This is a genomic window from Propionicimonas sp. T2.31MG-18 (assembly GCF_964266745.1).
Classification (GTDB): domain Bacteria; phylum Actinomycetota; class Actinomycetes; order Propionibacteriales; family Propionibacteriaceae; genus Propionicimonas.
Genome location: NZ_CAXWGX010000026.1, coordinates 394,434 through 407,568, shown reverse-complemented (window position 1 = coordinate 407,568; position 13,135 = coordinate 394,434). Strand labels below are relative to the sequence as shown.

At 72.8% G+C, this 13,135-nt stretch carries 10 protein-coding genes and 2 tRNA genes; 5 read left to right on the top strand and 7 right to left on the bottom strand.

Annotated features, from left to right (window positions below):
* Window positions 1-126 precede the first annotated feature (126 nt).
* On the top strand, window positions 127-1,356 hold the full coding sequence (locus ACFQQJ_RS12445; RefSeq protein WP_377106883.1) for an L-2-amino-thiazoline-4-carboxylic acid hydrolase: 1,230 nt from the start codon (window positions 127-129) through the stop codon (window positions 1,354-1,356).
* Between the two features lie 87 nt (window positions 1,357-1,443).
* Here ACFQQJ_RS12445 and ACFQQJ_RS12440 read toward each other — a convergent pair.
* Window positions 1,444-1,537: transfer RNA gene (locus tag ACFQQJ_RS12440), tRNA-Ser, on the bottom strand.
* Between the two features lie 121 nt (window positions 1,538-1,658).
* On the opposite strand from ACFQQJ_RS12440, the gene ACFQQJ_RS12435 reads away from it, so the two are divergent.
* Window positions 1,659-3,254 (top strand): LCP family protein, encoded by a 1,596-nt coding sequence (locus tag ACFQQJ_RS12435; RefSeq protein WP_377106881.1) that lies wholly within the window; start codon window positions 1,659-1,661, stop codon window positions 3,252-3,254.
* Between the two features lie 26 nt (window positions 3,255-3,280).
* On the opposite strand, the gene ACFQQJ_RS12430 is transcribed toward ACFQQJ_RS12435, so the two are convergent.
* Window positions 3,281-3,721 (bottom strand): hypothetical protein, encoded by a 441-nt coding sequence (locus ACFQQJ_RS12430; RefSeq protein WP_377106878.1) that lies wholly within the window; start codon window positions 3,719-3,721, stop codon window positions 3,281-3,283.
* Window positions 3,722-3,745: 24 nt separating this feature from the next.
* Window positions 3,746-3,830: transfer RNA gene (locus ACFQQJ_RS12425), tRNA-Ser, on the bottom strand.
* A gap of 90 nt (window positions 3,831-3,920) precedes the next feature.
* On the opposite strand from ACFQQJ_RS12425, the gene ACFQQJ_RS12420 reads away from it, so the two are divergent.
* Window positions 3,921-4,892 carry an NAD(P)H-quinone oxidoreductase gene (locus ACFQQJ_RS12420; RefSeq protein ID WP_377106877.1) on the top strand — a complete coding sequence of 324 codons (972 nt, stop codon included), beginning with the start codon at window positions 3,921-3,923 and terminating at the stop codon, window positions 4,890-4,892.
* A gap of 149 nt (window positions 4,893-5,041) precedes the next feature.
* Here ACFQQJ_RS12420 and ACFQQJ_RS12415 read toward each other — a convergent pair whose 3' ends face one another.
* A complete protein-coding gene (locus ACFQQJ_RS12415) occupies window positions 5,042-7,051 on the bottom strand; it encodes an ABC transporter ATP-binding protein (RefSeq protein WP_377106875.1) in 2,010 nt (669 codons plus the stop codon).
* Window positions 7,048-8,901: an ABC transporter transmembrane domain-containing protein gene (locus ACFQQJ_RS12410; RefSeq protein ID WP_377106874.1), complete on the bottom strand. Its 1,854-nt coding sequence runs from the start codon at window positions 8,899-8,901 to the stop codon at window positions 7,048-7,050. The genes ACFQQJ_RS12415 and ACFQQJ_RS12410 overlap by 4 nt, the downstream gene beginning before the upstream one ends.
* Window positions 8,902-9,108: 207 nt before the next feature.
* Between ACFQQJ_RS12410 and ACFQQJ_RS12405 the strand changes: the two genes are divergently transcribed.
* On the top strand, window positions 9,109-10,245 hold the full coding sequence (locus ACFQQJ_RS12405) for a glutamate--cysteine ligase (RefSeq protein WP_377106873.1): 1,137 nt from the start codon (window positions 9,109-9,111) through the stop codon (window positions 10,243-10,245).
* Window positions 10,246-10,255: 10 nt separating this feature from the next.
* Entirely contained in the window at window positions 10,256-10,984 is a 729-nt protein-coding gene (locus ACFQQJ_RS12400; protein ID WP_377106872.1) for a glutamine amidotransferase, read from the top strand.
* Between the two features lie 18 nt (window positions 10,985-11,002).
* Here ACFQQJ_RS12400 and ACFQQJ_RS12395 read toward each other — a convergent pair whose 3' ends face one another.
* Window positions 11,003-11,731, bottom strand: a complete 729-nt coding sequence (locus tag ACFQQJ_RS12395; protein WP_377106871.1) for a PIG-L deacetylase family protein — start codon at window positions 11,729-11,731, stop codon at window positions 11,003-11,005.
* Between the two features lie 64 nt (window positions 11,732-11,795).
* Entirely contained in the window at window positions 11,796-13,082 is a 1,287-nt protein-coding gene (locus tag ACFQQJ_RS12390; protein ID WP_377106870.1) for a serine hydrolase domain-containing protein, read from the bottom strand.
* Window positions 13,083-13,135: the final 53 nt, after the last annotated feature.

The following is a 13,135-nucleotide window of genomic DNA, read 5'->3' as shown; positions in this document are numbered from 1 at the left end:
GACGCCGCCCGCGGGTCCGTGATCGGCGTCCCTTGATCGCCGTCCCGGGTCCGCGGCCGGCCCCGCCGGTCGTAGGCTGGAAGTGCGGAGTTGTTGTCGCCCCGCGGGTCCGAGGGAGGCCAGGCGATGACCGATTTCACTCGTCGTTTCGATGTCGTGATCCACGCTCCCGTCCCCGACGTCTTCGAGTACTGCCGCGATCCGCGGCACCTCTTCGCCGGATGGCCGCAGCTCGAGGTCACCGAGGTCGTGATCACGCCGGACGGCGTGGGCACCACCGCGCGCATCACGGGCAGGTTCCTCAACGGGCTGATGGTCGAGCGGATCGAGCGGGAGTTCACCGAGGTGGTTCCCGGGGAGCGGATCGTCAGCCGGGCGCACGCGACGGTTGACTTCGCGGGACGGACGAGGGAGGTCGCCAACGGCCCCGTCTTCACCTGGCTGTTCGCGGCAGAGGGGGCCGGCACGAGGCTCACCCTCGTCGTCCTCGAGGAGGGCCTCCCCCGGTGGGAGAGCGCGCTGGAGTCGGTGAGCGCGGCGGTGATGGCGAAGACCATGCAGGGCATGCTGTCAGCGATCCGGAACGGCGTCGAGCACGGCGACCCGTCGGTGGCCGGGCCCGGGAAGGGCCGCCGGCCCGTCGACCTGCGCAACCTCCCGGGGGAACTCCTGTTCCGGCTCGCGACGGCCCACACCGATGTCCTCACCCGACGGTTCGGTGCCGCGACCGCGCGCACGATCCGGCACGAGATGCTCCAGGAGTACCGGTCCCTCGTTCCCGGACTGCCCGACCTCGGAGGTCGCCGCAACCCGGAGGCGATGTCCATGGTCCTGGCCCCGTGGGCACTGGCGCTGTACCGGGTGGTCCTGCGGCACGGCGGCTCCGTCGAGGACGCAGGGGAGGCGATCCACCACGCCGTCCGGTCGCTGTACGGCCGGCTGCCGCAACGCGTGCGCCGGTCGATGGGCCGCTCCACCACAGGGGAGAGGGCCCGGCGGAAGGCCCGCTGGTTCGCCGAACACCGATACCCCGGCAACTGGGTCTACGCCTTCGTCGACGGCGACGGCCAGCCGTTCGACTTCGGGCTCGACGCGACGCAGTGCGCCATCGTCACCTACCTGCACGCCCAGTCCGCCGACGAGCTCACCCCGTACCTGTGCGACCTCGACTACGTCGTGTTCGAGGCCCTCGGCCTGGGCCTCACCCGCACCGGGACGCTGGCCTGGGGCTGCGACCGCTGCGACTTCCGGGTGACCAATCCCGGCAGCACGACCAGCACCTGGCCGCCGCTCTTCGTCGAGCGGAGCTGCGGGGTGCCGCGGCCGCTGGGAGCCGGAGCAGGGGCGTCGTCCTGAGGCCCCTGCTGACCTGTGCCCGGGGAGGCACGGACGCGGAAACGCCCCTCCCGAGTGACCCTCGGGAGGGGCGTTTCCGTCCGGCACTGGCGGAGGTGCGGGGATTTGAACCCCGGAGAGGGTTGAAGCCCTCAACCCGCTTAGCAGGCGGGCGCCATAGACCGGACTAGGCGACACCTCCAGACCGCACGCCAGCCTACAAGGCCGCGCTCCGCAGCGGCAAAGTGAACCGTAACCGGGCAGTTTGGCGCAGCCGGTACCCTTGATCCGGCCCACCATCTGTAGTAAGGACGCCACCTGCCATGAGCCAGGACTCCCCCGCGCCCGACGGCGTGTCCGCACGTCGCGCCGTCGACGACACCCCCGGCGAACCCGCCGGACCCGCGAGGCGCGTGGCGCCCGGCCGGTCGTTCTCGGGCGCGCTCGGCTGGACGGTGCTGGGCACGATGATCCCCGGGCTGGGCCTGCTGAAGGCGGGACGCCGGGTCGCCGGCAGCCTCGTCCTCGGTGCCTTTCTCCTGCTCATCGGCGGTGGCGTGTACCTCGCGCTCAACCGGGACCTCGCCACCCGGCTCGCGGTGGCCCCGGGCGTCCTCCAGGGAGTGGCGATCGGGCTGGGCGTCGGCGCCCTCGCCTGGGTGCTGGTGATCGGCTTCACCCATCTCTCGTTGCGCCCGGCCAACCCGGGCATCGGGCAGCGGGTCGCCGGTGCCGCCGTCGTGGGCCTGCTGTCGTTCGTCGTGGCCGCCCCGATGGCGTTCGGCGCCAACCTGGCCTGGACCGCCGGCAATGCCCTCGACACCATCATCGGCACCGACGACACCCCGAACTCGACCCAGCCGACGATCAACGTCGAGGACCCCTGGAAGGACAAGGACCGCCTCAACATCCTGATCATCGGGGGCGACTCCGGCACCGGACGGTCGGCGTCCCAGGGTGACCGCACCGACACGGTGATCGTGGCGTCCATCGACACCCACTCCGGCGCGACCACCCTGTTCACGCTGCCCCGCAACACCGAGAAGATGCCCTTCCCGAAGGACTCGCCGCTCCACAAGTACTACCCGAACGGCTTCACCTCCGGCAGCACCGACCTCTACACCCGCTCGCAGTTCCTGCTCAACGCGATGTACCGGGTGGTGCCGACGAAGGTGCCCCACGACGTGCTGGGCAAGACCAAGGACTTCGGCGCCAGCGTCATGAAGGTGTCGGTCGGCGAGGCGCTCGGCCTCCAGGTCGACTACTTCGTCAAGGTGAACATGGACGGGTTCAAGGACTTCATCAACGCGATGGGCGGGATCACGCTGAACGTGAACTACCGCATCCCGATCGGTGGCCAGACCGACGCGCACATCAAGCCCACCGACTACATCGAGCCCGGGCCGAACCAGCACATGAACGGCCGCGAGGCCCTGTGGTACGCCCGCGGTCGCTACGGCCTCGACGACTACAAGCGCATGGAGCGCCAGCGCTGCGTGATCAATGCCGTGGTGCAGCAGACCACGCCGGACAAGGTGCTCGCCAACTTCCAGGCCATCGCCGCGGCGGGCGAGAACACCATCACCACCGACGTGCCCCGCAACATGCTGTCCAACCTGGCCACGCTCGGCCTGAAGGTGAAGAACACCAAGCTGCGCAGCGTCACCTTCACCCCCGGGGTGGCCGGCTTCAAGTCCTACGACCCCGACTGGGCCAAGGTCCAGGCGCGCGTCAAGAAGGCGCTGAAGGAGACCGCGGCCGGGGTCGAGCCCACGCCCACGGCGAGCGCCAGCGGGACGCCGACCGCGTCCGGCAGCGCCACGCCCACCTCGACGGCCTCGCCCACCAAGAGCAGCACGGCGAAGGCCAAGAGCGACGACCTCGAAGAGGTGTGCGGGTACCACCCGGAGAAGGGCTGATCCCGCTGGCCGCCCCCCGCTCGGCGTCAGGCGCGGTAGCCGCGACTCTGGTCGAGCCGGCGGGCGATGTCGGCACCCAGCGCGTCGAAGTCGTCGCGCCGCCCACGGGGCACGGCCAGCAGCACACGGGTGCCGTCGGCAAGGAAGAGGCTGAGCCGGCCGGAAGCGCTGGTGACCCGGCGGACGTCGGCCCACCGTCCCGACTGTGCGGAGTCGCGTCCCCGGATCGCGTAGCCGTCCTCGTCCAGGACCACCTGCATGCGGGCCGCACGGGCCACCCACCACGATGCCCCGAAGAGCCCGGCGCCCAGCACGAGCGCCAGCAGTCCCCCGACGGTGAGTGCGAGGTTACGGTCGAGCAGTTCGGCCATCAGCACCAGCACCAGGCCGACCAGCATCAGCAACGCCGACAGCGCGAGCGCGCGCAGCGCCGGTCGCTGGCGCACCTGGTGGGTTGTTGCCGCCACTTGTCCCCCGTCCGTCGGCAGGCGCGGCGAGGGTGGGATTCGAACCCACGGAGCCGTGAAGCTCGGCCGCTTTCAAGGCGGCTGCACTAGTCCACTATGCGACCTCGCCCGCGGCGGCCCATCTTACTGACGCGCCCTGTGGCCGCCACCCGGCGTCCCGTCCGTGCGCGGGCCCGTCGCGGGATGGGAGGCTGGACGCATGCGCATCGTCACCGTCACCGAGCCGGGCGGCCCCGAGAACCTGGTGGTCGCCGACGCCCCCCTCCCCGTCGCGGGGCCGGGCGAGATCGTCGTCCGCGTGCTCGCCGCGGGGGTGAACCGGGCGGACCTGCTCCAGCGGCAGGGCCACTACCCGCCGCCCCCCGGAACGAGCGAGGTGATCGGGCTTGAGGTCTCCGGCACCGTCCACGAGCTCGGGGACGGCGTGGACGGCTGGGCCCCCGGCGACGCGTGCGTCGCCCTCCTGGCCGGCGGCGGGTACGCCGAGTACGTCCTCGTGCCGGCCGGGCAGGTGTTCGCCCCGCCGCCGGGCGTCGACCCGGTCAGCGCTGCGGGACTCGTCGAGGTGGCTGCCACGGTCGCGTCCAACTTCGACCACGTGCACCTGGCCGCGGGGGAGACCGTCCTCATCCACGGCGGCGCAGGGGGCATCGGCACCTTTGCGATCCAGTACGCGAAGGCCCTCGGCGCCCGGGTGCTGGTCACCGCCGGCTCCCCGGCCAAGCTCGAGCTGTGCCGCATCCTCGGCGCGGACGTCGCCCTCGACTACCACGACGACTGGGTCGCCGGCGTGGCGGAGGCCACCGACCGTCGCGGCGCGGACGTGATTCTCGACGTCATGGGCGCGAAGTACCTCGAGCCGAACGTCGCGTCCCTGGCGATGGACGGCCGGCTGGTCGTCATCGGTCTCCAGGGCGGACGCAAGGGCACGCTCGACCTCAACCGGCTGCTGACCCGGCGGGCGACCGTGACGGCGACGAGCCTTCGGTTCCGTCCGGCCGACCAGAAGGCGGCCATCTGTGCCGCCGTCGTCGAACGCGTGTGGCCCCTGGTCGCCGACGGCCGGATCCGGCTCGCGCCCGAGACCCGGTTCCCGCTCGAGCAGGTCGCCGACGCCCATCGCCACCTCGAGTCCGGCGACAACACCGGCAAGGTGATCCTCACCCTCTGACGCCGTCCCCCCACCCCGTTCCTGCTACCGACTGCAACTCCCGCTGCCGGAATTCCGGCAGCGGGAGTTGCAGTCGGGGGCAAACGCGGAGATCGGCGGGCGGGGAGCGGCGGAGGGAGCGGCGGCGCGGACGGGGGTCAGCGGATGGATCAGCTGCGCCAGGTGCGCCAGAGGCGGGCGTACTCGCCGTCGCGGGACAACAGCTCGGAGTGGGAGCCGAGCTCTGCCACGCGTCCGTCGATCACCACGGCGATGCGGTCGGCGTCGTGGGCGGTGTGCAGGCGGTGGGCGATGGCGATCACCGTCCGGTCGGCGAGCAGCGCCGCCATCGACCCTTCCAGGTGGCGGGCGGTGCGCGGGTCGATCAGTGAGGTGGCCTCGTCCAGCACCAGGGTGTGCGGGTCGGCGACCATCAGCCGGGCGAGGGCCACCTGCTGCGCCTGCGCGGGCGTGAGGTGCACCCGCCCGTGGCCCAGCACCGTGTCCAGGCCCTGGGGCAGTCGCTCGACCCAGTCGAGGGCGTCGACGGCCCGCAGCGCCTCGGTGACCGCGCGGTCGACCTCCGCACCGGCGAGCTGCCTGTCCCTGGCCAGCACGATGTTGTCACGCACCGTGCCCACGAACACGTGGTGCTCCTGGGTCACCAGTGCCACCTCGGTGCGCAGCACGTCGAGCGGGAGGTCCATCACGTCCACGCCGCCGATGTCGACCTCGCCGGTCCGCGGGCCGTTGATGCCGGCGAGCAGCCGTCCCAGCGTCGACTTCCCCGAACCGGACGGACCGACGATCGCCAGCCGCTCGCCCGGCTTCAGGTCGAGATCGATCCCGTGCAGCACGTCCGTCCCGGGGCGGTACGCGAAGCGCAGGTCGGTGCCGACTACCTCGGTGCCGTCGGGACGGGCGTCCCCGGGGACGCGGTCCTCCGGCACCTCGGCCACGCCCAGCAGTCGCGTGGTGGCGGCCAGTCCCACCTGGAGGGTGTCGAAGACCTGGATCAGGCGATCCATCGGCTCGACCAGGCCCTGGACGTAGATGGCCGCGGTGGTGATCTGGCCGAGCGTGACCCACCCCTGCGAGTAGCCCCAGGTGCCGAGCAGCACGACCCCGACCAGCGGCAACTGGTAGGAGACGTCGAGGAAGATGAAGAAGAGGTTCCGCAGCGTCATCGTGTAGCGCTCGGCCTGGTTCGACTCGGCGATGTCGGCGTCGCCGACGGCGATCCGGCGCTCTCCGATGCCGAGCGCCTCCACCGTCCGCGCACCCTCGACCGTCTCGGTCGTCGTCGAGTTGATGCGGCTGTACGTGCCCGACTCGGTGATGTAGCCGGCGCCGGCGTGCTTCAGGTAGTGCCGGGTGGCCAGGACGAGGACGACCAGCGACCCGGCGATCGAGATCGCCAGGAACGGCGAGTTGAGCACCAGCGCCACCAGGCTCGCCACCACCAGCACCGACGACATCACCAGTTGCGGGAAGGCCCAGCGCACCGACTGGCTCATCTTCGACACGTCGGAGGTGATTCGGGTCAGCAGGTCACCGCTGGACGCCGACTCGACCCGGCTCAGCGGGAGCCGGAGCACCGTGCCGACGATCTCCTCGCGGGCAGCGGCCAGCAGGTCGTAGCCCAGGACGGCGGACGCGCGGCGCCCGGCGAACACGAGGGCGGCCTGGACGACGACCACCACGACCACGCCGGAGATGATCGCGTCGACCTGTGCCAGCGCGGCGGAGCCGCCGGTGACGGCGTCCACGAGGTCGCCCAGGAGCCGGGGGACGACCAGTCCGGCGACGGCCGCGGCGAGGTTGGCGCCGACGGTGACGGCGAACAGGCCCTTGCGGGTGCTGAGCAGGCGTTTGACGAACGCCCAGGCCGCCGCGTTGCCGGCGACCGGCAGCCCCCGCTCCGGGTTGCGGGAGTCGGCGTAGAAGGCCCGCGCCCGCTCGCCGCGCAGCCGGTGGCGTTCGCGCAGCGCCGCCAGCCGCCGTCCCCAGGGCAGGCCGGGGGTGACCAGCAGCGCCGGCGGGATCCGGTCGTCGCCCGGGATCACCCAGGTGTCGGCCGGGTGGTCGTCCCGGACGGCGGCAGCGGGTCCGGGCAGGTCGGTGGCGTCCGGCCGGCCCTCCCCCGGCTCGGGGAGAATGCCGGTGATCGGCGGGGTCATTCGTCGTCCTCCATGCCTCTGCCGACGATCGCGCGGTAGCGCAGGTCGGCCATCAGGTCGGCGTGCCGACCGCGCGCGACCTCGCGCCCGTCGACCAGCAGGGACACCTCGTCGGCGTGGTGCAGCAGCAACGGGGACGCGGTCATCACCACGGTGGTGCGCCCGCGCCGGTGCGGCACGAGACGCTCGGCGATCGCGGCCTCGGTGTGGGCGTCGACCGCCGACGTGGGTTCGACGAGGACGAGGACCTCCGGGTCGAGCAGCAGGGCGCGCGCCAGCACCACCCGTTGGCGCTGCCCCCCGGACAGCCCGCGTCCCAACTCGTCGATCCGGCCCTCCCAGCCGCCGGGCAGGCCGGCGAACACGTCCTCCGCAGCGGCCGTGTGGAGCACAGCCTCGGCCTCCACCCGCGAGTGGGTCCCCCACGGGTCGAGCGCCTCCTGCAGCGTGCCGGCGAACAACTGGCTCGCCGTGTCGCTCACCACGACGGTCCGCCGCAGCGCAGCGAGTGGCACCCGGCTGTAGTCGACGCCGTCCGCGGAGACGCCCCACTCGGCACCGGCGACCTCGGCGTCCGCCGCGGCGGCGCGTGCCCGGCGGACGTCCCGGTCCCGCTGCGCGCGGCGCGCGGCGCGTCCGGTCAGTTCGTCGTCCTCCTCCGCGTCGGGGGCGGACTGCTGGGTCGGCAGGTACCGTCCCAGCCGGTCGGCCAGGGCGGCCGAGTCCTCGGGGACGGCGCTGACGACCGCGAGGAACCGTCCCGGCTCCACGGCCACGCCGGAGGCGGCGTCCACGAGCCTCGGGCGCGGCGGCAGCGGCTGCGTCCCCTCGGCGAAGGGCACCTCCGGAGCGAGCAGGGCGATCGTCTTGCGCGCGGAGACCAGGCCCTGTACCCACTTCTGGGCGAACTCGAAGAAGGTCTGGAGGGGCCACACCAGGAACAGCGCGTAGCCGACGAAGCTGATCAGCTGGCCCACGCTCAGCCGCCCGGCGAGCATCTCGTGCGAGCCCAGCCAGACGAGCGCCACCAGCATGAGCCCGGACAGCAGCACGCTGATCGTCTCGGTCACCGCCTGCCAGGTGCCGGTGGCGACGCCGAGCCGGCGCACCTTCTGCGACTGGACGGCGTAGTTGGCGCCGAACGTCCGCTCGCCGCCGATGCCGCGCAGGATGCGCAGCCCGGACACGATGTCGGTGGCCATCGACGTGAGCTCGCCGGTCTGCGTGCGCTCGGCGGTCTGCGCCTGGTTGAGCGGACGCAGCACCGGCGACGCGGCCCCGACGAGCAGGGGCGCGGCGATGAGCACCACCCAGCCCAGCGGCGGGGACGTGGTGAACATCAGCGTGCAGACCAGGGCGAACGCCGCCAGCGAGCCCAGCCCGCGCGAGACCACCTCGACCGTCTGGCCGAAGGTGTTGGAGTCCGATGACGAGATGCTCAGCACTTCGCCGGTGGGGAGCCGGCGGCTCAGCACGTGGCCCAGCTGGACGGCCTTCCGGGTGACCAGCTTCTGCGTGCCGTACAGCGCGATCAGCCAGCCGCGGACCGCGAGGGTGTGCTGGGTGATGCCGGCCGCTGCCCCCAGCAGGATCACCACCGTCAGCAGGGACGCCCACCCCAGCGTGGCAACCATGTCACCGCTCAGCACACCGGAGTCGATGGCCTTGCCGAGCAGCAGTGGGCTCAGCGCCCCGGGCAGGAACCAGACGAGCCCCGCCACGGCCATGGCCGCGACGACGTCCCACTGCGCGCGCAGCAGCCAGGCCAGGAACCTGGCCGGGCTACGGGTGTCGGGCCGGGACGTCTCCGCGGGGGTGTACGCGTCGACGTGCGGTGGGAAGTCATGCATAGCCGACAAACATTACGCCCCCGTCCCCGACCTGTCAGCGCGCAACCTTGCGCCCTCCCACCCCGTCCTCGCCCCACCCCGTCCTCGCCCTGTTCCCGCCACCGATCGCAACGCTCGCTGCCGGAATTCCGGCGGCGAGCGTTGCGATCGGCAGCAAACGCGGAGGGGTGGGGAGAGGTGGGGGTGCCTAGAATCGGGGCCATCCGAGTGAGGAGCCGCCAGATGCAGGTCGACTTCGCCCCGTCCGAGCAGTCCACGGTCGGCATCGAGTGGGAGCTGGCCATCGTCGACCTCGCGAGCGGCGAGCTGACGCCGGCGGCACCGACGGTGCTCCAGGCGTGCGGCGGGGGCGAGGACGCACCGATCCGCAAGGAGTACCTCCAGGACATGGTGGAGATCGTCTCCGGCGTGCACCGCACCGTGGCCGCGGCGGTCGAGGACGTCGCCCACCACCTGCGCGAGGTGCAGCGGGTCGCGGCCCCGCTCGGCCTGGGCGTGGTGGGCGCCGGCACGCACCCGTTCAGCCCGGCCTCCGCCCAGCCGCGGTTCGAGGGCCCGCGCTACGACGTGGTGGCCGAGCGCACCGGCTACTGGGGACGCCGGATGGCGATCTGCGGCACGCACGTCCACGTCGGCATCGACCACAAGGACAAGGCGCTGCCGGTCACCACGGGCCTGGCCCGGTTCTACCCGTACCTGCTGGCCATCACCTGCTCCTCACCGTTCTGGGAGGGCGAGGACACCGGCTACGCGTCCCAGCGCACCATGCTGTTCCAGCAGCTGCCCACCAACGGCCTGCCCTATCCGATGTCACGCTGGACCGAGTTCGAGGCGTACGCGGAGGAGCTGCTCGAGTGCGGCATGATCAGCGTCCCCGGTGAGATCCGCTGGGACGTCCGCCCGTCGCCGAGGTTCGGCACGGTGGAGAACCGCACCGGCGACGCCGTCCCCACCCTGGCGGAACTGGCGTGCGTGGCGGCGCTCACGCAGTGCTTCGCCGAGCACGTGTCCCGCACCTACTCCCGCGACCAGACCTACGAGTCGCTCCCGCCGTGGCTGGTGCGCGAGAACAAGTGGCGCGCGGCCCGCTACGGGCTCGACGCCCACGTGATCACGCCGAACCGGCTGCGCCGCGAGGTGCCGCTGCGCGAGGGGCTGGCCCAGTGGCTGGAACGGCTCACGCCGGTCGCCCGCGACCTCGGCTGCGAGGACGAGCTGCGCTTCGCCGCGGAGCTGTCCGCGCACGGGGCGAGCTACGAGCGGCAGCGGGCGGCGGGCGGGCCGCAGGAGGCGCTACGCCTGCTGCTGGACGAAACCGGACGCCGCACGCCGTTTCGCCGTTAACCTCTCTTCCGTGAAACCGTTCCTGCTGCTGGCCACCCGCGACCACAACGAGGCCGCGGCGGCCGAGTACCGCTCCGTCCTGCGCCACGCGGGGCTCGAGCCCGGCCAGCTCCAGCACATCCGGGTGGAGTCCGAGCCCCTCCCCGCCCTCGAGCTGTCGGAGTACTCCGGCGTGATCCTGGGCGGGAGCTCGTTCAACATCTCCGACGCGCAGAAGACCGCGATCCAGGAGCGGGTCGAGGCCGACCTGCTGGCGCTGCTGGACGAGATCGTCGACACCGACTACCCGTTCCTGGGCATGTGCTACGGGGTGGGCGCGGTCACCACCCACCTCGGCGGGACGGTGGACCGCACGTACGGCGAGCCGGTCGGCGCCACCGAGATCACGCTCACCGACGAGGGCGTGCGGGACCCGCTGACGGCCGGCATCAGCCCGCGCTTCCACGCGTTCGTCGGCCACAAGGAGGCCGCCAACGGAACCCCGCCCGGAGTGGCGGTGCTCGCCACCGGCCAGGACTGCCCCCTCCAGATGTACCGGGTGGGCGCCAACGTGTACGTCACGCAGTTCCATCCCGAACTGGACGCCGACGACCTGGCCGCGCGCATGCGGATCTACCAGCACGCCGGCTACTTCGACCCCGCAGAACTCGACGAGCTGATCGCGATGGCCTACGCCAGCAGCGTCGACGGCCAGCAGCACCTCGTGCTGCGCAACTTCGTGGGACGGTACGCGCGCTGAGCCCGTCCCTCCCGGCACTCAGCGCAGGCGGTAGGCGCGGAACAGGACGGCGTTCGCCACGCCGAGCGCCCGTCCCCCCGCAGCGGTGACCCCGCCGATCAGCTCCCTGGGGGACGGGTGGCCGCTCAGGTCGCCCAGGTAGCCGGCGTGGGCCTCGAGGGAGGCGATCCCCCGCTCGACGGGCTCGCCCGACACGTCCACCCCGTGGGTGGGACGGTTGTCGCCGGAGACCAGCAGCCAGGTCGCCCCCCACTTGGCCAACCCCTCCTGCGCGGCGAGCTCGGGGAAGACCCAGGTGTTGTCCGCGTCCCGCACGGCGTCCGCGCAGGCCAGGCCGGCCGCCCGGTGGTCGGCCTGGTTGAGACCGGCCACGAACTCGACGTCCCACGAGCCGGTGACGACGACGTCCGGACGGAACCGGCGGATCTCGCGGGCGATGTCGCGACGCAGGTCCAGGGAGTACACCAGCATGCCGTCGGGGTGGTCGAGCACCGTGAGCGCGCGGACGCCGGCCGCGTCGCAGGCCGCGCGCTGCTCGCCGGCGCGCAGGACGCGAGTCTCCGCCGGCGGACGCTGCATGCCCGCCTCGCCGCCGGTCAGCAGGAGGTACGCCACCTCGACGCCCCGCGACGTCCACCGGGCCACGGCCGCGGACGTGCCGTACTCGACGTCGTCGGGATGCGCCACGACGCAGAGCACCCGCCGGAAGTCCTCGTCGGGCAGCAGGTCGACCTTCGGTTCATCCATGCCCCCAACCTAGGGCCGCCGGCGTCGGTCGTGGAGTGTCACCACTGCCCCCGCGGCAGGGCGCTCAGTGCGCGCGCATCCTCGACAGGCACGGACCCTGGAGGGGCGCGACGCGCCAGGCCAGGCCCGCCTGCCCGTCCCGGCCCAGGCGCAGGCGCAGCGTGTGCGGGGTGTCGGTGAGGACGAGTCGCACGTGCAGGTCGCCCTGCTCATCCGCACCGGCCGCGGCCGCGACCGGGACGCGCACGTCGCCCAGCTGCAGGTGCTGGCGGCGCCACGACCCTGGTTGTGCCACCAACTCCACCGGGTGGCCCTCGGCGAGGAGGGTCAGGCGCAGCTCGCCGCCGTCCCGCTCGGCACGCACGTCGGCGATGTCCGGCGCGCGCCCGGGCTCCTCGCCCGGGTCGACCATCGCCGGGTCGAGGGGGACGGCGCCCGACGCCAGCCATGCGGTGCCGCGACCGGTGTCCGTCGGCACCGCCACGCGCGCGGTCGCCCCGACCGGCCCGTCCGGGAGGTCGGGGACGACCAGGTGCTCCCAGACCAGGTCGACGAGCAGCTGCGTGCACGACTGGGCCGACTGGATCGCCACGACCAGCCCGCGGGCCGGCAGCACGAAGGCGAACTGGCCGTAGGCGCCGTCGAGCCGGTAGCCCTCCCGGCCCATCCACACCTGGTAGCCGTAACCCAGCCCCCAGTCGGGGTGCGGGTCGGTGGTGTCGACGTGCCGGGCCGTCGCCTGCGCGACCCAGCCCTCGGGCAGCAACCGGCGTCCGTGCCACACGCCGTCACAGCGCAGCAGCTCGCCCAGGGTGGCCAGCCCGTCGATGGACAGGTGCAGCCCCGTCCAGCCCAGGCACCGGCCCAGGGCGTCGGTGTCCCACGTCGCCTCGATGCCGAGCGGCTCCAGCAGGCGCGGACGCACGTAGTCCAGCAGGTCCTGGCCGGTGTGCCGGCGGACGAGCTCGCCCAGGAGGAACGAGGCGCCGTTGTTGTAGACGTGCACCGAGCCGACCGGCTCCTGCGGACGCTGTGCGAGGAAGGCCGGCACCCACTCCGCGGCGGGACGGGCCTGCATCGCCTCGAGCGTGTCGGCGGTGTGGCCGGTCGACATCGACAGCAGGTCGTGGACGGTGATCGAGGCCACCCGGTCGTCGAGCGGCGATCCGTCCGGCGCGCCCCCCACCAGGTCACCCACGCGGTCGTCGAGGGCGAACCGCCCCTCGGCCACGGCGAGGCCGACGGCGGTCGCGGTGACGGTCTTGCTGACCGAGTACACGAGGGCGAGGTCGCCGGGGACGTACGGCTCCCACTGGCAGCGGCCGGCCACGACGCCTTCGCGCAGCACCACCAGCGCGTGGAGCTCCAGCTCCGGGAGCGCGGCGGCCGCGGCGACGAAGTCGG